Source organism: Affinundibacterium amnicola, from assembly GCF_014284275.1.
Lineage (GTDB): Bacteria > Pseudomonadota > Gammaproteobacteria > Burkholderiales > Burkholderiaceae_D > Undibacterium > Undibacterium amnicola.
In genome coordinates, this window is the sequence record NZ_JACOFU010000002.1 from 678,349 (window position 1) to 698,488 (window position 20,140).

15 protein-coding genes are annotated in these 20,140 nt (G+C 44.9%); 7 read left to right on the plus strand and 8 right to left on the minus strand.

Translation table 11 applies throughout. The features are described from left to right. Positions 1-110: 110 nt before the first annotated feature. From H8K33_RS07215 to ugpQ, 6 genes are all read right to left on the minus strand, one after another. Positions 111-1,040, minus strand: coding sequence for an electron transfer flavoprotein subunit alpha/FixB family protein (locus tag H8K33_RS07215; protein ID WP_186890298.1), 930 nt, complete (start codon positions 1,038-1,040; stop codon positions 111-113). A 90-nt stretch (positions 1,041-1,130) separates the two neighbouring features. After that, positions 1,131-1,883, minus strand: coding sequence for an electron transfer flavoprotein subunit beta/FixA family protein (locus H8K33_RS07220; protein WP_186890299.1), 753 nt, complete (start codon positions 1,881-1,883; stop codon positions 1,131-1,133). Positions 1,884-2,238: 355 nt separating this feature from the next. Then, the gene (locus H8K33_RS07225; protein ID WP_186890300.1) at positions 2,239-2,466 is read right to left on the minus strand and encodes a sulfurtransferase TusA family protein; all 228 of its coding nucleotides are present in this window, start codon (positions 2,464-2,466) and stop codon (positions 2,239-2,241) included. 265 nt (positions 2,467-2,731) lie between these two features. After that, positions 2,732-5,344 carry an alanine--tRNA ligase gene (gene alaS, locus H8K33_RS07230; RefSeq protein WP_186890301.1) on the minus strand — a complete coding sequence of 871 codons (2,613 nt, stop codon included), beginning with the start codon at positions 5,342-5,344 and terminating at the stop codon, positions 2,732-2,734. Between the two features lie 230 nt (positions 5,345-5,574). After that, positions 5,575-5,898 (minus strand): hypothetical protein, encoded by a 324-nt coding sequence (locus H8K33_RS07235; RefSeq protein ID WP_222613323.1) that lies wholly within the window; start codon positions 5,896-5,898, stop codon positions 5,575-5,577. Between the two features lie 162 nt (positions 5,899-6,060). Further along, positions 6,061-6,813: a glycerophosphodiester phosphodiesterase gene (gene ugpQ / locus H8K33_RS07240; protein WP_186890302.1), complete on the minus strand. Its 753-nt coding sequence runs from the start codon at positions 6,811-6,813 to the stop codon at positions 6,061-6,063. A 43-nt stretch (positions 6,814-6,856) separates the two neighbouring features. On the opposite strand from ugpQ, the gene H8K33_RS07245 reads away from it, so the two are divergent. Beyond that, positions 6,857-8,098, plus strand: a complete 1,242-nt coding sequence (locus H8K33_RS07245; protein ID WP_186890303.1) for a CaiB/BaiF CoA transferase family protein — start codon at positions 6,857-6,859, stop codon at positions 8,096-8,098. A gap of 195 nt (positions 8,099-8,293) precedes the next feature. Further along, a complete protein-coding gene (locus H8K33_RS07250) occupies positions 8,294-8,902 on the plus strand; it encodes an outer membrane lipoprotein (RefSeq protein WP_186890304.1) in 609 nt (202 codons plus the stop codon). 209 nt (positions 8,903-9,111) lie between these two features. On the opposite strand, the gene H8K33_RS07255 is transcribed toward H8K33_RS07250, so the two are convergent. After that, positions 9,112-11,904, minus strand: coding sequence for a M16 family metallopeptidase (locus H8K33_RS07255; protein ID WP_186890305.1), 2,793 nt, complete (start codon positions 11,902-11,904; stop codon positions 9,112-9,114). A gap of 372 nt (positions 11,905-12,276) precedes the next feature. Here H8K33_RS07255 and H8K33_RS07260 point away from each other — a divergent pair, with 372 nt between their 5' ends. The 3 genes from H8K33_RS07260 (at position 12,277) to H8K33_RS07270 (ending at position 16,222) form a co-directional block, all read left to right on the plus strand. After that, on the plus strand, positions 12,277-14,364 hold the full coding sequence (locus H8K33_RS07260; protein ID WP_186890306.1) for a S9 family peptidase: 2,088 nt from the start codon (positions 12,277-12,279) through the stop codon (positions 14,362-14,364). A gap of 240 nt (positions 14,365-14,604) precedes the next feature. After that, positions 14,605-15,015: a type 2 periplasmic-binding domain-containing protein gene (locus tag H8K33_RS07265; protein ID WP_186890307.1), complete on the plus strand. Its 411-nt coding sequence runs from the start codon at positions 14,605-14,607 to the stop codon at positions 15,013-15,015. A 37-nt stretch (positions 15,016-15,052) separates the two neighbouring features. Beyond that, positions 15,053-16,222, plus strand: a complete 1,170-nt coding sequence (locus H8K33_RS07270) for a hypothetical protein (protein ID WP_186890308.1) — start codon at positions 15,053-15,055, stop codon at positions 16,220-16,222. 106 nt (positions 16,223-16,328) lie between these two features. On the opposite strand, the gene H8K33_RS07275 is transcribed toward H8K33_RS07270, so the two are convergent. Next, positions 16,329-16,994, minus strand: coding sequence for a ribonuclease HI family protein (locus tag H8K33_RS07275; protein WP_186890309.1), 666 nt, complete (start codon positions 16,992-16,994; stop codon positions 16,329-16,331). A gap of 451 nt (positions 16,995-17,445) precedes the next feature. On the opposite strand from H8K33_RS07275, the gene H8K33_RS07280 reads away from it, so the two are divergent. Both H8K33_RS07280 and H8K33_RS07285 read left to right on the plus strand, forming a co-directional pair. After that, complete coding sequence (locus H8K33_RS07280) at positions 17,446-19,125, plus strand: phosphoethanolamine transferase (RefSeq protein ID WP_186890310.1); 1,680 nt, start codon at positions 17,446-17,448, stop codon at positions 19,123-19,125. A gap of 193 nt (positions 19,126-19,318) precedes the next feature. Next, the gene (locus H8K33_RS07285; RefSeq protein WP_186890311.1) at positions 19,319-20,092 is read left to right on the plus strand and encodes a sulfite exporter TauE/SafE family protein; all 774 of its coding nucleotides are present in this window, start codon (positions 19,319-19,321) and stop codon (positions 20,090-20,092) included. Positions 20,093-20,140 lie beyond the last annotated feature (48 nt).

Sequence of the window (20,140 nt, forward strand, 5' to 3'; positions counted from 1 at the left end):
TTTTGCTCAGATAACCAAAGGGCGCAGAGAATTCTGATGATTTCTCTACGCCCTCTACGATCGATGATTCTCGTTAGTCGAAAATCACAACATCTAATTGTAGCTAGCGCTTAGCCTAACTCTGCCACCAACTGTGGCACGATCTCAAACAAATCACCAACGATACCGTAATCCGCTACAGAGAAAATCGGTGCTTCTGGATCTTTGTTGATCGCTACGATGGTTTTAGAATCTTTCATACCAGCCAAATGTTGAATCGCGCCAGAGATACCAACCGCAATGTACAAAGTTGGGGCAACGATCTTACCTGTTTGACCGACTTGCCAGTCATTTGGCACGTAGCCTGCGTCAACCGCCGCGCGAGAAGCACCCATCGCTGCACCGAGTTTATCTGCCAATGGTTCCAATACTTTGAATGCTTCTGCAGAACCCATACCACGGCCACCAGAAACGATGACTTTCGCCGCTGTCAATTCTGGACGATCTGACTTCGCAACTTCGCGAGAAACGAATGCAGACTTGCCGCTATCAGCCACTGCAGCAACTGATTCAACCGCTGCCGAACCACCCATTGCAGCTGCATCGAAGCCCGTTGTACGAACGGTGATCACTTTGATGGCGTCAGTCGATTGCACAGTAGCGATTGCGTTACCAGCGTATATAGGACGTTCGAATGTATCAGCAGATTCCACTTTGGTGATTTCTGAGATTTGCGCGACGTCGAGTTTAGCTGCAACGCGTGGCAAAATGTTTTTACCGTAGGCAGTTGCTGGTGCCAAGATGTGGGTGTAGCCAGAAGCGATCGTCATTACTTGTTCCGCGACGTTTTCCGCCAAACCTTCGGCGAAGTAAGCTGCATCTATATGCAAGACTTTGCTAACGCCAGCGATTTGTGCAGCAGCTTGCGCAACAGCGCCAGCATTGTGACCAGCAACCAATACGTGTACGTCACCACCGCATTTTGCAGCGGCAGTAACAGTGTTCAATGTACTTCCTTTCAAGGAAGTATTATCGTGTTCAGCGATGACGAGTGTAGTCATGATGTTTTCCACTTGTTTCCGCAAATTCAAAGATGAATTTGCTTAAAAATTTGATTGAAATGAATTTCGAAAAAGATCGAAAACGAAAAATTAACCAATCACTTTGGCTTCGTTTTTCAACTTACTGACCAGAGTCGCAACGTCAGGAACGATAATACCGGCAGAGCGTTTTGCTGGTTCTGCGACTTTTAAAGTCTTGATGCGAGAAGTCACATCAACGCCCAAATCGGCTGGCTTGACGTTATCCAAAGTTTTCTTCTTCGCCTTCATGATGTTTGGCAAAGTCACGTAACGTGGCTCATTCAAACGCAAGTCAGTCGTGATAATCGCTGGCAAAGTCAGGCTCAAAGTTTCCAAGCCGCCGTCTACTTCACGTGTGACCATTGCTTTGCCATCCGCGACCACAACCTTAGAAGCGAATGTCGCTTGTGGCCAGCCCAACAAGGCAGCCAACATTTGACCTGTTTGATTGCAATCATCATCAATCGCTTGCTTACCCAAGATGATCAATTGTGGTTGTTCTTTGTCAGCCAAAGCTTTCAAAAGCTTCGCAACAGCCAATGGTTGTAACTCTTCGTCAGTTTCAACCAAAATACCGCGATCAGCACCGATTGCCATTGCCGTACGCAGTGTTTCCTGGCATTGCAACACGCCGCAAGAAACCGCGATCACTTCCGTCACCACACCAGCTTCTTTTAAGCGGGTCGCTTCTTCCACTGCGATTTCATCGAATGGGTTCATAGACATCTTGACGTTAGCAACATCAACGCCAGAACCATCGGATTTGACGCGGACTTTAACGTTATAGTCAACCACGCGCTTAACTGGTACTAAGACTTTCATAGTTTTGCCTTTACTGTGCGGTTCTAAGATAAAAATAAATAAGGTAGAAAACGAATATAAAACGAATAAAAATCAAAAAATTCTGTTGCCAGTCTACGCCAAGGGGAAATAATCCTCGCTAATTGACGTAAACGTAAAGTAGATGATTATAGATGTTAACAGGAAACGCGTCTGCATTTTTAGAACGTTCGTTCTTTTTTATGAAAACTGATGAATTCCTCTATGAAATCCTTGCGATTTGATAAAAAAAAACCACAAAAATATTTGTGGTTTTTTAAGACATTGTCGTTCTGAGCTTATTTCAAACACTAAGCAAGCGCCATGTTAAGCAGACATTCTGTTCAAATCGCTTGAGTTATTTGCGTTTCAAGAAATATTCAAATTCATTGCTAACTTCGATATGCGACAACAACTCATTGCCAGTTTGTTTAGAAAAAGCTTTGAAATCACGTACCGAACCGGGATCGGTAGCAATCACGCGCAAGACTTCGCCCGTAATCATTTCGGCTAAAGCTTTTTTTGCTTTTAAGATAGGAAGCGGGCAACTTAATCCACGAGCATCCAGTTCTTTATTGAATTGCATGATTTTACCTGTTACAAGAGTAATAATAGCTTTTGAGAAAACTTTGCACTGCTAAAACTTAATGCGAGCAATTCTACCGGAAATTTTGGAGAATTGTGCAACGCAACAAGCAAAACATGTTTTACTTTTGCTTCCAACCTACATTAACTGTAATAAGAATAATGATTAATGCAAGGGATTACTTGAACACTGACGTTCCCGCTTTCTTCAAGTATTCCCTGATTATTGCCTGACCATCCTATAACGCAGTAAGCAAGGATTCGGCTTACAGTTTCGCGGCCAACCATGCAGGCACCGCCGCCAAAGCTGCTGGCAGGCCTTCTGGATTCGTCCCACCTGCTTGCGCCATGTCTGGACGACCACCACCTTTACCACCGACTTGTTGCGCTACAAAATTCACCAAATCACCTGCTTTAACTTTGGCTGTGCAATCTGCGCTCACACCCGCTGTCAGACTCACTTTGCCATCAATCACAGAGGCCAAAACAACGACCGCTGTCTTCAATTGATCTTTGAGACGTGTAACGGAGTCACGCAAAGCATTGGCATCAGCACCATCCAATGTCGCTACCAAGACTTTCACACCATTGATATCCGTTGCTTGCGACAACATCGCATCGGCTTGATTAGAGGCTAATTTGGATTTCAATGCAGTCACTTCTTTTTCCAATGACTTCATTTGATCTTGCCATTGATTTAAGCGCGCAGCGATATCTTCTGGCTGCACTTTCATCGTTGCTGCAACTTGGCTGATACGGGCATCCATCTCTTGTACCAGACTGAATGCACCTTCGCCAGTCACAGCTTCAACGCGACGAATACCAGCCGCAATACCGCCCTCGCCGACGATTTTAAACAAACCGATATCGCCAGTACGATGGACATGGACACCACCGCACAACTCGCGGGAAGTGCCAATGTCTAAGACACGCACTTCATCACCATATTTTTCACCAAACAGCGCCATCGCACCATGTTTGACCGCATCATCGAACGACATCAATTGCGCCTGCGTCGCAACGTTAGACAAAATTTCACGATTAACGATTACTTCGACTTGACGAATTTCTTCTGCAGTCATCGGTGCATTGTGACTAAAATCGAAACGCGTTTTTTCCGCATCGACCAAAGAACCTTTTTGTGCAACGTGCGCGCCGAGAACTTCGCGCAAAGCTTTGTGCATCAAATGGGTTGCGGAGTGGTTGCGTATCGTATGGCTACGCAAAACTTTGTCGACTTGGGCGCTGACGGCATCACCAACAGCCAAACTACCAGCGGTCAACACACCATGATGACCGAACACATCCGCTTGAATTTTCTGTGTATCTGCAACATCAAAAGACACACCATTCGCCGCTTGCAAAACACCCGCATCGCCACATTGACCACCAGATTCAGCATAGAACGGTGTCACATCCAACACTACAATCGCTGGCTGACCCGCTTCAATTTTTTGCACTGCTGCGCCATCTACATATAAGGCGATCACTTTACTGTCATAGCTTAACTGCTCGTAACCGACGAACTTCGATTTCTCGCCGCTATACTCAATCGCGGTATTCATTTTGAACTTACCAGCGGCGCGTGCCATTTGCTTTTGATTCGCCATCGCTGCATCAAAACCAGCTTCGTCCAATACTACGCTACGTTCGCGGCAAATATCGGCCGTTAAATCTAATGGAAAACCATACGTGTCGTACAAAGTAAAGGCAGTATTGCCATCCAGATTTTTACTATCTTTAGCAAGCGCTGCTTCCAGAATCTTCATACCGTGTTCCAGTGTTTCACCGAAACGCTCTTCTTCTTGCTTCAAAACTTGTGCAACGCGCTCACCGGCTTCGGCCAACTCTGGATAAGCGACACCCATTTCCTTCACTAGATCAGCTACCAGCTTAAAGAAGAATGGTTTAGTCTGACCGAGTTTATGACCATGACGCAAAGCGCGACGTGTGATGCGGCGCAATACGTATCCGCGGCCTTCATTGCCCGGAATAATGCCATCGACAATCAGGAAGCCTGCGCAACGGATATGGTCGGCGATAACTTTGAGGGAATTGTTATTCAAATCCGCACAGCCAGTTTCGCGTGCAGCGGCTTTAATCAAAGCCTGGAAAGTATCGATTTCATAGTTGGAATGTACGTGTTGCAAAACAGCCGCAATACGCTCTAAGCCCATGCCGGTATCGACGCAAGGTTTTGGCAATGGATGCAAAACACCTTGTTCGTCTTTATTGAATTGCATGAAGACCAAGTTCCATACTTCAATAAAGCGGTCGCCATTTTCGTCAGGCGAACCTGGAGGGCCACCAAAAATTTCAGCGCCGTGATCATAGAAAATTTCGCTACAAGGGCCGCAAGGGCCGGTATCTGCCATCTGCCAGAAATTATCCGAGGCGTAACGTGCGCCTTTGTTGTCACCGATACGGATAATGCGCTCTGCCGGGACGCCGATTTCATCTTTCCAGATGTTGTAGGCTTCGTCATCTTCTTGATAAACAGTGACAGTCAACTTTTCTTTTGGCAAACCGTAAGTGACCGTCAGCAATTCCCAAGCGTAGTTAATCGCATCGCGCTTGAAATAGTCACCAAACGAAAAATTACCCAACATTTCGAAGAAAGTGTGGTGACGCGCTGTATAGCCTACATTTTCCAAATCATTATGCTTACCACCTGCGCGCACACTGCGTTGTGCAGTCGTTGCGCGCGTATAGCTACGCTTATCTTGGCCCAAAAACACGTCTTTAAACTGCACCATACCTGAGTTAGTAAACAACAAAGTTGGATCATTACCCGGAATTAGGCTAGAAGAACGGACGATGCTATGTCCTTTAGATTCAAAGAATTTGAGGAATTTTTCGCGAATTTCTGACGAGTTCATAGTTTATATAGAGGCAAAGGCCATGCAAAAAGTGAATTTAACCTTTGATTATACGTGAAGACGCAGGCATTTTTATCACGACAACAAAAAACCCGCCTAGTGCGCACACTCCAGCGGGTTTCGACTATTTTCACAAAGACGGCCTACAAGCATTTCAAAATTAGCCGGCAAAGATTAATCACAACAAACCGCTTCAAGTTTTATAAAAATCTGAAGCGATTGTTAAACGATTATTGGGCGCTTCTTAGGTTGTGTTTTTTATTATAAATTTTTCTGCTTGCACGGTTTTGCTCTGCTTGCAGTTTCGCGCGTTCGGCATCGGTCACCACGCCATCCGCTTTGGCGGCTTTCTTGTCGGCTTGAATCTTCGCTTCGCGCATTTCTAAGTGCGCAGTTTCTCTTACCGTTAACTCCCCAGACCGCACCCCATCTGCAATGCGTTTTTGTTGTGCGACCTGACGTTTTCCAATATGAGGTGTAGCCGTAGTTTGCGCAAATGCAGGGATAGTCAGTGCTGTTGCAAGCAACAATACTATGCTGTTTGTCATTTTCATGTTCATTCCTTTTTCATCAAAAAATTAAGTACCGAGGAGCGTTATCATCACTAGTTACGGGTGTCAGCGCTTTGCTGATGAAAACTATAACGCGACTTGTTAGAAAATGATGACCCATTTTTTGTAAGGAAAGTAAGCATTTGTAAGTTCTGTAAAATGCCCTTAAATGCATTCAACAAAATCAGCTCCAATCAAGTCTATACGGTCGGTGCAAAAACCATCAACACCCCAAGACATGATTTCTCGCCCTCGCTCAGGGCTATTCACCGTATAACAAAACAAGCCATATCCGGCTGTTTTAATCTCTTTTGCCCATGCCAGAGTTAATTTTTTTTGATTCGTATGTAAAGCAACAGCTTCTAATTTACGTAAAGAATCCAACCAGTCAGGTTCATAATCATCTAATAGATAGCCACGAGCGATTTCAGGTGCAGCCAGTTTTGCCGACATCAAAGCGTCGAATGAAAAGGATGAAAACAAAGGTGGCTTTGCTGCAGCACCGCCTGCCAGCAATAGTTTTTGTGTCAAGCTAGCGACCACGCTGCCAGTTTCCTTTTCAAATCCTGGCGCAGGCTTAATCTCTACATTCATCCATATTTGATTAGCCTGACAAAATAAGAATATGGCTTCGTAACTAGGGATACGTACTTGCGCGAAGCGAGGATCAAACCAGGAGCCTGCATCCATTTGAAATAACTCATTTGCTAAAGTCGTTGCCACTGAACCAGATCCAGCGACTGTTCTACCAAAATCAGGATCGTGCATTAGCACAGGAACACCATCTTTTGATAGCATCACATCAAACTCCACAGCATGGAAACCATAATCTAAGCCACATTGCATTGCGGCCAGTGTATTCTCCGGTGCAAGGCTACCACCACCACGATGAGCAACAATTTTAGGATATGACCACATCAGGCACCTCTTTAAAATATTGGTTAAAAAGAAAACAGAATATATGCAAAACTCTACACCACATAAGACAGCGCTTGGGCACATTCGTGTATTGGATCTGACACGTGTTTTGGCTGGCCCTTGGTGCTCCCAAAATCTGGCAGATTTAGGGGCAGATGTCATCAAAGTCGAACGCCCGCTAAATGGCGACGATACGCGCAGTTGGGGGCCGCCTTACTTACGTGATAGCGAAGGCAAAGATACAAGCGAAGCGGCTTACTATCTGTGTGCAAATCGTGGAAAACGGGCTATTACTGTGGATCTTTCCAAGCCACAAGGGCAAGAAATTATTCGCAAGTTAGCGATGCAATCTGACGTAGTCATAGAAAACTATAAAGTTGGCCAACTTAAAAAATACAATCTGGACTATGAATCACTGAAGCAAATGAAGCCTGATCTGGTGTACTGCGCAATTACAGGCTTCGGGCAGGACGGCCCCTACGCCCATCGTGCAGGCTACGATTTCATCATTCAAGGGATGGGCGGCTTAATGTCACTCACTGGCGAACGTGATGATCTTGCGGGAGGCGGCCCGCAAAAAGCAGGCGTCGCCATTACCGATTTAATGACAGGAATGTATGCAACGATTGCCATCTTAGCTGCACTCACACACAGAGATAAAACTGGTGAAGGTCAATTCATCGACATGGCATTACTGGATGTTCAGGTTGCCATGTTAGCCAATATGGGATCCAATTATCTGACTAGTGGTAGTACACCGAAACGCTGGGGTAATGCACATCCAAATATTGTGCCCTACCAAAGTTTTGCAACTTCAGACAGCCATATCATTGTCGCCGCGGGAAACGATACCCAGTATCGCAAATTTGTGGAAATTGGTGGCGAACCTACACTAGCGGACGATCCTCGTTTTATCAGCAACCCATTGCGAGTACAACATCGTGATGTTTTGGTTCCATTATTGAAAGATATGGTCAAACGTCGATCAAAAAAGGAATGGATAACCGCATTAGAAGCAGCTGGCGTACCTTGCGGTCCGATTAATGACCTAGCTGAAGTTTTTCAAGATCCGCAAGTACAGGCTCGCGGAATGCAAATACAAATGCCGCATCCAACAGCTGGAAAGCTTGCCTTGGTTGCCAATCCCATGAAATTATCCAAAACGCCTGTTCGATACGAGCAAGCGCCTCCTATACTCAGTCAACATACAGAACAGTGCTTACGTGAACTGCTACAATTTGACGATGAAAAAATTGCCATGCTGAAGAGCCAAGGGATCATTTAAATGCCCTCAGAGTAGCAAAACACAGTACCACGCAAATTCGCCTAAGGATAAGGCACCAATAAGGGTCAACTAAGCGCAAAGCGAGCGCGTTATGGCGCTATCTCGTCGATTTGTTGGCTTGTTTTAATACGCAAATGTTGTGTAATGAATTGATTCCAGACAGATCTCTTAATGACTCAATTTTATGGAAGTATCATGCAAAAAATTGCCCTTATTGCTGTTGTTCTGACACTGACACAACTGACTGGATGCGTAGTGCATCGCTATCGTTCCGAGCCGGTGCGTGATTACAATTCAGCATATAACACTGAATACCCTCGACAATATCAAGAACAATATACAACCAGATATTCAAGTCAACATGGTGAACAATACTCATCAAGTTATCAAGAAAGCCCAACCGAAGTAGCGCAAATTGTGGATATTCGGAATATCAGCGAAGTGCGTGAAAGCAGCGGCGGAGGTGCCGTCGTTGGCGCGATTTTGGGCGGAATTATCGGCAACCAAATTGGACGAGGCAACGATCATTCGTCTTATCGCGGACGTGGCTATAGTCGTTACCGTAGCAGAGGTCACGACAATGATGGCGGGCGCGCAGTTGCCACTGTCGGTGGTGCAATTATTGGCGGTGTGATTGGCAATGAGCTGGATCGCGGTACAAGTGAGCAGCGTACGCGTACAGAAATCACCATCAGAATGAGTAATGGTCAGACCCATGCAGTATTGATGAGTAATCCTGGCCAATTCCGTATCGGTGATCGCGTCAGGGTTAGTTACCGAAGTGGACGTTGGTTAATTGTGTAGTTGAGACTCTTTACAATAGATTGAGAAACGATTTAGATCAATGTTAAAAGAAAAAGGCGCAGTGTGAAAATCACACTGCGCCTTTTTTATCAGAAACGAAATCTCATCAATCCACTTCGCTCTTCAGTTTCAACACGGCATTGAGAAAAAGACTTGCCACCTCCTTGCAACCTACTAATGGCAAGTTTTAAGCCTCATCTAACCACAACTTACTTAGCTGCCGCTTTCTTTGCTGCACCAACAAAATCACCTGCATAGTAATGTGCGATGCTTTCTGGTTTGATAAATTGACGAATCGCTGTATTGACTTGATCTAAGGTCAATGCGGCGATTTTCGCATCCAATTCTGCATCAAAGGCCATACTGCGGCCTAAGAATAATTGACTACGCAATGCACCAGCTAATGCAGGATCTTGCGCACGACGCAAAGCATAAGTCTGTGCCAGAGCTTGTTTTGCGTCGGCCAATTCTGTTGCTGTGATGCCGTCTTTTACAAACAAGCTCAACTCTTCTTTGATCGCGTTTTGCAAACGCTCTAAGTTTTGCGGTGCGAACATCGCATACAAAGCCAAACTTGCTGTTTTATCTAAAGCAGGTACAGAAACACCACTACCTACGCCATAGCTAATACCCTCTTTCTGACGAATACGACCGAACAAGCGAGACTTGATACCACCGCCCAAGACATTGTCAGCAACCAATAAAGCAGGATATTCTGGCGCCTGATCATTTAATGCAAACGGCAAATCTGCCAAATAAAAAGCGTTCGCTTTATCTGGTGTTTCCAATTTAACAGAAGCCGTCGCAGCTGCCACTGGCAAACTTGGGGCACGTGTGAATTTTGCTGGACTATTCCAATCACCAATGATGTTCGCCAATTTGGCTTTCACTGCTGGCGCATCAAAGTCACCAACTAAAGTAAATTCTGCAGCACTTGCGCCATAGAAGTTCTTGTAGAAGTCTTTCGCAGCATCCAATTTAATCGCACTATATTCAGCGATGCCGTCATCAATCGAGGCTGCATAACGAATATCACCTTTTTTATACGGTGCGTTTTTCTTGACTTTCATCGCTTCAGACGCTGCCGTTTGTGGCTCGCTACGTGAGCTTTCGAGTGCAGACAAGTTCTCTTTCACCAGCAATTCAAATTCGGTTTGTGGGAATGTTGGCGCGCGCAATACGTCGCGCATAATGTCTAACAATGCGGGCAAATTGGCGCGCACAGTTTCAAAACTGACCGCTACATTTTGACCAGCACCAGAAATAGATAACTTAGCCTTCAACTCACCTAATTTGGTATCCAATTCCGCACGTGTAAACTTGCTAGAACCACGCATCAACATATCAGCAGCGATATCTGAGGCAACGACTTTGCCAAAGAGTGAAGTTTCATCACCCAAATGCAAATTCAAGCGACCACTCACAGTTTCACCGCGTGTCTTTTTACTCAACAACGCAACTTTCGCACCATTTGCCAAATTGAATTTTTCAGTACGCTTGTCAATATTTGCTGGTGTTGCATCAAAAGTTTCACCAGCAGCGACTTTCGCGCGGCCTTTATAGCCATCGACTAATTTAGCGACATCAGGCGTATCAGGAACTTCGGCGCGATCTGGTGTTGCGACTGGAATGAACTGACCAAAACTACGGTTATCTTGTTTGAAGTAATTCTTCGCAACACGATTGACATCCGCCAAAGTTAAGGCATCAATACGATCGCGCTGAATGAAGAATAAACGCCAATCGCCCATCGCGATAGACTCAGACATACTCACACACAAGCGTTGCGGATCGTTAATCGTCTTTTCTAAATCGTTGAGCAAAGTCGTTTTGGCACGCTTTAATTCCGCTTCGGTGACTGGATTCTTTTCCAGACCTTCCACTGTATCGATCAAAGTTTTTTTCGCAGCATCGACGCTTTGGTCCTTGCTCAACATCGTCATATACATAGAATATCCAGGCTCAGCCAATTGGAACACGATGTTACCAACCCCGACTGCTTGCTTGGATTCGACCAATTGTTTATGCAGGCGCCCGTTTGGCGCAGATCCCAAAATATCACCCAAAGCCGACAACGCTGCTGCGTCAGCATGGCTACCTGGTGCTGTTGGATACAACACTGCTGCCATCTGTTGATCCGTCACGCGACGGACAGTCACTTCACGTACACCATCACGCGCTTGTTCACGTGTCCAGGTTTTCTCTAATTGACGACCAGGTTTTGCAATACCGCCAAAGGTCTTTTCAATCAATGCTAGTGTTTTTGCGGTATCAAATTTACCGGCTACCATCAAGACAGCATTATCTGGTTGATAGAACTTGCGATAAAAGCCTTGCAGATTTTCAATCTTCACACCTTCCACGTCGGCACGTGCGCCAATCGTGTTGTTACCATAGTTGTGCCAGTCGAAAGTTACTGCGGCTAATTGTTTCCATAACACGCGGAATGGATTGTTTTCGCCAATTTCCATCTCATTTCGCACTACTGAGAATTCTGTATCCAGATCGCTACGCGCAATTTTGGAATTGATCATACGATCTGCTTCCATGCTCAAAGCCCATTGCAAATTATCTTCGCTAGCGGGGAAAGTTTCGTAGTAATTTGTACGATCATAGAAAGTCGTACCATTAAATTGCATACCGCGCTTACTTAATTGATCCATTAAGTTGCCGCTAGTTTTCGTACCTTTAAACAGTAAATGCTCCAACAAATGCGCCATCCCTGTCTCACCATAACTTTCATGACGTGAACCAACCATGTAGGTGACGTTGACCGTCGTGGTAGGCTTAGATGCATCGGGAGCGAGCAAAACCCGCAAGCCATTGGCTAAACGGTATTCGGTAATACCTTCAACAGAAGTGTAAACGGCAGCAGGTGCTGCCTTAGCAGCTTTTGCAGCCTTTGCCGCAGGTGCTTTCGCATCTTGCGCAACAGCGGGTATAACGACAGAGGCAGAACTAAATGCTAACGCAAAGGCGAGACAGATTGGTTTCAGTTTCATAGTGTTCCCATTTGAAAGAGATAGCGAAGCAACAAAAAAGATTCCTGAAGATTATTTCATTGCACTAAATCAAGTATTAATATTCTTATCGTTAATTTAATAAAACGATATCATCAGCATATCAAAAATGACATGCAATTAGGTGGTTTCTGATCAAAATAGTTTAAACGAGGATGAAGTACGCGAAATGTGTGATGAGTTTCAATCGCAGACTTTTCCATATATAACAGCAAAACTTCATCTCACATTTTTTTCATGTATCAATAAGATTATTTACATGAGATCAATTTCAATCTGACAGCTTGCGGCTAAAATGCACAGTCTCGTGACAACGCATGAGATGAACGAGCAAGAACACCCACTGGAGAAATAATGAAAATTAAAAATTTTGTTTTAAACGCAGCCGTCGTTGCCCTTGCAAGTATCGGCATGAATTCGCAGGCTTTGGCCGATGGTCGTGGTTTCACCGTCGAAGATTTAGTGAAGATGGATCGCGTTGTGAGTCCGGTCGTATCACCTGACGGCAAACACGTCGTGTATGCACAACGCACCACGGATTTGGAGAAAAACCGTGGTCGCTGGGATCTCTGGCTGCTAAGCTTGACCGATCCAAAGCCAACACCGAAAAAACTCACCAACGTTGCGAACAACAACGAAGGTAATAACTCCGGCCCACAATGGTCAGCCAAAGGCGATGCGATCTATTTCGTATCCAGCCGTTCTGGTAGTGGACAAGTATGGCGTTTAGCTATCGCTGGCGGCGAGGCACAAAAAGTCACTGATTTACCGCTCGATATCGAAAGTTTCAAAGTCGCGCCTACGGAAAACCAAATCGCCATGGCGATTGAAGTTTTTCGCGATTGTCCAGACTTAATCTGCACAAAAGACCGTTTAGAGGCCAAAGCAAAAAATCAGGCCAGCGGTAAAATTCATGACAAACTTTTTATTCGTCACTGGGACACCTGGGCTGATGGTCGCCGTAATGTATTGTTCTCAGCTGAGCTCAACAATCAACATATTGCCAGCAAAGCACCAGTGAATTTGTCTGGCACTTTAGAAGCCGATGTCCACTCCAAACCGGACGGCGATCAAGAAGATTATGCATTTACGCCAGATGGTAAGCATCTCGTGTTTTCAGCACGTATCGCCGGAAAGACCGAGCCTTGGTCAACGAACTTTGATTTATTCAAAGTGTCCGCAACTGGCGGCACTGCACCACAAAATTTGACTGCTGACAATCCAGCATGGGATGCAAAGCCAGCGTTTTCACCAGACGGCAATACCCTGGCATATTTGGCGATGAAGCGTCCCGGCTTCGAAGCGGACCGCTTCCAGATTATGTTAATGGATCTCAGAACTGGCAAGAAGCGCGCCTTGGCAGAAAGCTGGGATCGCTCTGCCAGCAATTTAACTTGGTCCGAAGATGGCAAAACCTTGTACACCAGTGCTTTTGACATTGGTCAATTGCGCTTGTTTTCAATTGATGCGACTAATGGCAAAGTCAAGGCACTCTCAGACCAAGGCTCGGTCGCTGGTTATGACGTACGCGCGAATACAGCAGTCATCGCTAAGACGGATCTGGCTTCAGGCGCACAACTCTACAAATCTGCATTGCCACAAAACGCTTGGACACAAATCACCGAGGTCAACAAGCAAGCATTAGCAGATGTGCGCTTTGGCGAATACGAGCAGTTTAGTTACGCCGGTGCCAAAGGCGAAAAAGTCTATGGCTATGTGATGAAACCGTGGAATGCAAAAGCGGGACAAAAATATCCAATCGCATTCATCGTTCATGGCGGTCCGCAAAGTAGTTTTGCGAACAACTGGAGCTATCGTTGGAATCCACAAACTTATGCAGGTGCAGGCTACGCGGTCGTGTTTATTGATTTCCATGGTTCGCTCGGCTACGGTCAACAATTTACGGATTCCATCAGCCAAGATTGGGGTGGCAAACCTTTGGTCGATTTAAAACTTGGCATGGCGGCCGCTGCAAAGAAGTTTGCTTGGTTGGATAGCAGTAAGGCCTGTGCCTTGGGCGCATCCTACGGTGGATTCATGATGAACTGGATTGCTGGCAATTGGAGTGACGGCTTTAAGTGCATCGTCAATCACGCGGGTATTTTTGACAGTCGTTCTATGTATTACACCACGGAAGAATTATGGTTCACTGAATGGGAAAATGGTGGCACGTATTATGATGTGCCGGCGAAACATGAAAAACATAATCCGTCCGCGCATGTATTGAAATGGAAAACGCCAATGTTAGTGACACAAGGTGAACTCGATTTCCGTGTTCCTAGCGCACAATCATTCGCCGCATTCACAGCCTTACAACGCCGCGGAATAGACAGTCAGTTACTAACCTTCCCAGATGAAAATCATCATATCTTAAAACCTGCAAACTCATTGTTGTGGCATCACACGGTACTAAATTGGATGAATAAGCATTTGCAAAAATAAGTGCTAACTAAACCAGATCTTACCGTGATCTAGATTAAAACGAAGTCACAAAAAAATAAAAAGGAAGCTGCTCAAAACAGTTTCCTTTTTTATTTTGTATTTCGCATTAAAAAAATAATTCGTAAGAATTGTGTCAGCCGCTGGCAACAAATTTCACCTAAATAATTTTTTTGTCCTACACTGAAAACCAGTTGATAGTCTTCGGTTTTTATTCTGACATTTCTTATGGACAGGAATTTTATGAAACAGTTGATACGTTCTTTGACAATGGCCGCTGCACTATCAAGCATCAGTCTCCCTGCATGGTCTGAACTAGTCATTGTGGTGAATCCGCTCAATGACATTAAGAGCATGACCCCATCACAAGTCGCGCAATATTTCTTAGGCGGTTCTGTCCAATTTACACCTTTAGAACAAGCAAACGGATCGCCAATCCGCTTAGAGTTCTATAAAAAAGTCTTAGAAAAAGAACCTCCACAAGTACAAGCAATTTGGGCACGTATTGTGTTCACTGGTAAGGGAAAACCTCCAAGAGAATTAAAAAGTAGTGAAGACATAAAAAAAGCTATTCGCGAAAATGTGAACGCGATCGGGTATATAGAAAAAGCCGCAGTGGATGATAGCGTCAAAGTCCTTATCTCAATACCTTGAATAGCAAGATAGGCTTTCACTTCTTGGAGATTACAAAATGAAAAAATCACTACTCGCACTCACGCTGTTCTTGCTCACGCCGACTTTCGCCAATGCGATCGATTTAAGTGAAGATGGCTCACTTAAGTTAACTGGCTTCTATAATATTACCGGAGCTAAGGTACTCAGCGGGTCTGCCCTTGGCAAAAGTACACCGTGGACTTACCAACAATGGCAGTGCCCCTGTTCCATGCAGGCTTGGGAATATGCGGGAGTCTATGAAAAAAGTAAGGGCTTCCAATTTGACCAAGAATCGCTGCTAGGCATACAAATAAAAAAGGACTTTAGCCCAACTTTTTCTGCCACTACCCAAATCATTAGTCGCGCTAACAATCCCAATAAGGGGTCCCGCCCGACTGTTGATTGGTTATATGCGACTTGGACACCAAAGCAAGACTCTCCTTGGACTTTTCAAGCTGGCAAAATGCGCATCCCTTTGTACTACTACAGTGACTATCTGTATATAGGCTACGCCTATCCATGGGTGCGTCCGGCACCTGACGTTTACGGTTGGCCTATCTACGCATATAACGGTGCGAATCTCAGCTACCGTATGCAGTTAGGGCAATCTGAATGGGCATCGACCATCTCAGCCTGGACGGGTGGCTATACCCAGAAAAATAATGCTTACGATACCTTAATTTATTACACGACTCCGACCCATGAATCTTGGAAAAAAATTCTAGGCGTTTCGGTTGCAGCCAATAATGGCATCGTTGATGTACGTGCAATGTATATGCGCTACAAAGATACTTTATGGCAGGATCAAGTCGGCGGTGGCAAGCTGTATCTTGTGAATAATCAATCCACTCAAATTATGGGTGTGTCTGCCAATATGGATTACAAAAACTGGTTGATTAAAGCCGAAGTTGATCGCTATCAGCAGGTGGATGCATCAAAAGGATTAAATAATATTTACAAATACGCTTTAGTCGGTGTTGGCTACCAATTTGGTAGTTGGACGCCCATGTACACCTATTCACAATACACCACGGTGAATGAACCAACAGAAGGAAGAAAAACACAGTATTTATCTTTGCGTTGGGATTTCCGCCAAGATACGGCATTAAAAATTCAGTACGACATTTCTAAAGATAAGTCACATTATCCTTATCCTTTTTTTGGCGATTCAAAATTGTTTTCGGTTTCTTTGCAAGGCATTTTCTAAAATAGGCGTGAGAAGAGTTCTGTTCTCAGATAAAAACTCAGATCCAGACATCGCTTTGTGTTTGGATCTGAACTGTTCGACACTATTTTATTAGCGCGTAAATTTTCTAAATGACTGTTTGCTGAGTCGCTTGAAGTGCCAAACGGTCAGCATGTTGATTTCTAGCTCTAGGTATCCACTTCAACTGCAAATCAGGTATCTGCGACATCAACTCATTTGCTTGCTGGCGTAACTCACTAAGACCCTGTGCATATTTTTGTGATCCTGATTGAAGATCATCAATCACCACCCGGCTGTCACCAAACACGATCATCGAGTTTAACTGCTGCTTCAGAGCCAGTTCCAATAAAGCAATCAAGGCGTGATATTCAGCGTAACTACTATTGCCATAGCCAATCGAACGGCTGATTTCCCAACGCTGCCCATCAGGTGACTGAAGCAATGCGCCAATACTACAACTTCCAGGATTAGGCCGTGCTGAACCGTCAAACCATCCACACCACACAGAATCGGGAATTTTATTGCAAGCCAACTTAATCGCGTATTTATCTTCTGCCTGACGTTTTTTCTTCAGTTTGATCTCTGCCAGCTTTGCAAAGTGCTGACGACGCTCTTGCAACAAATTGAGCAGACCTGACTGCCCTGCAGTCGCTGTCAAGATTTGCTCCAATGCGATCGACAAAGTCAGCCCCTGACTGTGCGCTAAACGACGACTTGCTACTAGCTCTCGATGAAAAGCTAACATTTTCATCGTTTCAAAATCTCTATGCATATTGCACCTCTGATTTGGGGATCAGTGAACTTGCCCACCTGTCTTCCCAAGAAAAACACAGCTTATCAAGAATTTTTTGAAAATTGTTGTATGTACGAAGCAAATTCGCAGACACAAATCACGCCAACACTATTCCTATGATAATCTTCGACCAGCATAGACAGGAAGCACGGACGCAGCAGAAACGCTAGGTCTAAATTCTCTGTTTGTTCTGAGCGACTGTTTTCCATGACCTAGTTCACGGATTACTTTTGGTCAAAGCAATGATGGCTGACAATCTCGTTCTCTCAGATCAGTTTTTTTGCACGTACATTAAACGCGATGAATAATTCAGATTCTCGTCTAACCTCAATACAGCTTACTATTTTTTCGCGATCAACATCACCATGATCAACTTTACTATCCTATCTAAGGATACACATCACGTCACTTCACGTTGATCGCTGCGCTTATGTCTCTCGTTCCACTTCGTCTACATCCAACAATCCAATCCTGGTTCACAAGTGCATGGTCCAACCCTAGTCGTCCAGTGTGGGCATGGTGGACATTGTTACTGTTATTAATTGGCATTGAAGCGTTTGGTCATGATCAAATAAAAACAGCACAAATGCTGACGCTAGCACTTCCTTTTTTATTGATCTTATTATTGCCAATCGCAAACAAGCGCTATTTTCAGCTACGTAAACTGATCGTTTGCACGGCACTCGTCAGCTTCGTTATGGATAGCGTTTTAAGGCACTTTATCAGCGAAGCCTATCAAGCCGCACCCGATAGCTCCATGGTCCTCAGCGCTGTCGCAAATACAAGCTTGCTCGAATCCACCGAATTTATCGCTAGTTACGCAACGCCTATCATTCACCTGCTATTCATTAGCGCCTTCACCATCGGCTTAGTGATTATATTAATCAATGCAGCCAGCGCGTCTCAAGAAAATGCCGAGCAATTTCAGATGAAAACATTTTGGCTGAAGGCGCTTTTGGTATTGGCTATATTGCTTTGCGCAATTGGATATGCAAGCAAACCATGGCGTAAGCTTCACCCTTTGTTTTTTTGGCCCAGAATTTCACTCGTTGCAATCGAATTGAGAACAAGCTGGCATGACTTACGGGCTCAACGCCAACAACAACTGAAGTTCGCACAATCACTACAACCAATCGTAGATAATAGTGAATCATCCACTGTCGTTCTGATTTTGTCAGACAGCCTCAATCGAGACAATATGTCGACACATGGATATCATCGCCCGACTTCGCCGCGTTTGCTTGAATTAACAAAACGAATGCCAGAACACTTAATCAATTTTCGCTATGCATGGTCGGTTGAAGCGGCGACTCTGGCTTCCTTAGAAAGTTTCTTTTACCTCGACACGCCAAGTGCAAAACCCGTTCATTTGTTAGCCCTCGCTAAAGCCGCTGGCTACCACATCACCTGGATCAGCAATCACGATGGTCAGGCGATAGAACAAGAGCATGCGCGTTTTGCCGATCATCTAGAAATGCTTAACAACATTCCAGGACGAGATAGTCATTCTTCAGACAGCAGCACACATCAACCGCTTAGTGCCGCATTAGCACGACCTGTTCAACGTAAGCTGATCGTGGTTCATATGTTGGGAGCACACCCACAATATAAAATGCGTTACCCGGAAAATGCTAACGCTTTTGCCGACGTAACAGACAAAGTGACACGCGATTTAGAAAAGCAGGGGCGCTCCAATTGGTTGATAGAGAAGCGCAATGAATATGATGCAGCGATACTGAACCACGACACCCAAGTTGTAAAGACTTTGGAGCTCACCCAACAAGCGCTTTCAGAAACTCAACGAGGAGTTTGGATTTTTGTCTCAGACCATGGGCAAGAAGTAGGCCATTCCCGCAATCACGCTGGACATAGTGCGAGCACACCGGCTGGTTTTCGTATTCCTGCATTTATTTGGAATAAACATCCGCCAGCGCAAGCAAATCCCGCATTTGCGCAGCGTCCCTTCCGACTAGATTGGCTAGGTTGGACCATGCTGTCACTGATGGATATCCGATGGAATGGCCAACAAACCAGCAAAGACATCCTGAGTCAGGAATATCAATTTAAAAACCCCAAGCTCGGTATACCTATACAGACTTTTCGCAATTAATTTTGGTTTCTGATAGCAAAGATTGAGCACTTCGCTGCTCCAATCAGGCTTTCAGCCCGTATTTCACTTCGTGCCAAACTGAATTAAAAACCACATTTCTATATAGTCAAACTGCATATAAGCAAATAAATACTAAGTAGTTGGTTATAAAGTAAGCTGCACTTATCATGCATGCTACTTTGTTTGAGGCTCTATGACACTTACTTATATCATCTCTGGATTTGCAGTCGGTACCTTGGTTGGATTAACCGGGGTAGGTGGCGGCTCGTTGATGACGCCTTTGCTAACCTTATTATTTGGGGTATCTCCCGCAGTAGCAGTAGGCACCGATTTGGCATTCGCATCGATCACCAAAGCGACCGGCACTTTCACCCACCGCTTACGTGGATCTGTTGAATGGCATGTCGTACGATTATTGTGCTATGGCGCACTACCAGCAGCTTTAATATCGACCTTAGCACTCAAATATTTTGGCGGTTTAAGTGCAGAGCTAGGTCAACTAATTCGTTACTCAATTGCAGGGTCTGTATTTCTCACAGTCATCGCGATTTTGTATCGCAGCAAATTAATCGCCTGGATAAACGCGCACCCAGAGCGTCAGTTACATGGAAAAAAATTGGCGACGGCGACCATTATTGCAGGCGCAATTTTAGGCGTTCTGGTCACGATCTCCTCAATTGGCGCTGGCGCTATCGGCGCTACCATTCTCGTTTTACTCTATCCGAAAATGCCAGCAGCACATGTGGCTGGCACGGATATCGCCTATGCAGTTCCACTTACCGCCATTGCTGCCATTGGTCACTGGTGGTTAGGATCCATTAACTGGGAACTTTTGGGTTCCTTGTTACTTGGTTCAGTACCAGGCATCACGCTCGGCTCACTTGCTGCCAAAGCTGTTCCAGAAAAATTATTGCGCGGCATATTGGCAACGACACTAACCTTAGTTGCCTGCAAATTAGTCTTATAAATTAGTAGTCATCTAGGTATTCATTAATAAGTCCCTCACCACATTGAT

What these genes read in the sequence shown, in the direction of transcription:
- H8K33_RS07215 (WP_186890298.1), bottom strand. Translation starts at nt 1,040, where the DNA reads ATGACTACACTCGTCATCGCTGAACACGATAATACTTCCTTGAAAGGA.
- H8K33_RS07220 (WP_186890299.1), bottom strand. Translation starts at nt 1,883, where the DNA reads ATGAAAGTCTTAGTACCAGTTAAGCGCGTGGTTGACTATAACGTTAAA.
- H8K33_RS07225 (WP_186890300.1), bottom strand. Translation starts at nt 2,466, where the DNA reads ATGCAATTCAATAAAGAACTGGATGCTCGTGGATTAAGTTGCCCGCTT.
- alaS (WP_186890301.1), bottom strand. Translation starts at nt 5,344, where the DNA reads ATGAACTCGTCAGAAATTCGCGAAAAATTCCTCAAATTCTTTGAATCT.
- H8K33_RS07235 (WP_222613323.1), bottom strand. Translation starts at nt 5,898, where the DNA reads ATGAAAATGACAAACAGCATAGTATTGTTGCTTGCAACAGCACTGACT.
- ugpQ (WP_186890302.1), bottom strand. Translation starts at nt 6,813, where the DNA reads ATGTGGTCATATCCTAAAATTGTTGCTCATCGTGGTGGTGGTAGCCTT.
- H8K33_RS07245 (WP_186890303.1), top strand. Translation starts at nt 6,857, where the DNA reads ATGCAAAACTCTACACCACATAAGACAGCGCTTGGGCACATTCGTGTA.
- H8K33_RS07250 (WP_186890304.1), top strand. Translation starts at nt 8,294, where the DNA reads ATGCAAAAAATTGCCCTTATTGCTGTTGTTCTGACACTGACACAACTG.
- H8K33_RS07255 (WP_186890305.1), bottom strand. Translation starts at nt 11,904, where the DNA reads ATGAAACTGAAACCAATCTGTCTCGCCTTTGCGTTAGCATTTAGTTCT.
- H8K33_RS07260 (WP_186890306.1), top strand. Translation starts at nt 12,277, where the DNA reads ATGAAAATTAAAAATTTTGTTTTAAACGCAGCCGTCGTTGCCCTTGCA.
- H8K33_RS07265 (WP_186890307.1), top strand. Translation starts at nt 14,605, where the DNA reads ATGAAACAGTTGATACGTTCTTTGACAATGGCCGCTGCACTATCAAGC.
- H8K33_RS07270 (WP_186890308.1), top strand. Translation starts at nt 15,053, where the DNA reads ATGAAAAAATCACTACTCGCACTCACGCTGTTCTTGCTCACGCCGACT.
- H8K33_RS07275 (WP_186890309.1), bottom strand. Translation starts at nt 16,994, where the DNA reads ATGCATAGAGATTTTGAAACGATGAAAATGTTAGCTTTTCATCGAGAG.
- H8K33_RS07280 (WP_186890310.1), top strand. Translation starts at nt 17,446, where the DNA reads ATGTCTCTCGTTCCACTTCGTCTACATCCAACAATCCAATCCTGGTTC.
- H8K33_RS07285 (WP_186890311.1), top strand. Translation starts at nt 19,319, where the DNA reads ATGACACTTACTTATATCATCTCTGGATTTGCAGTCGGTACCTTGGTT.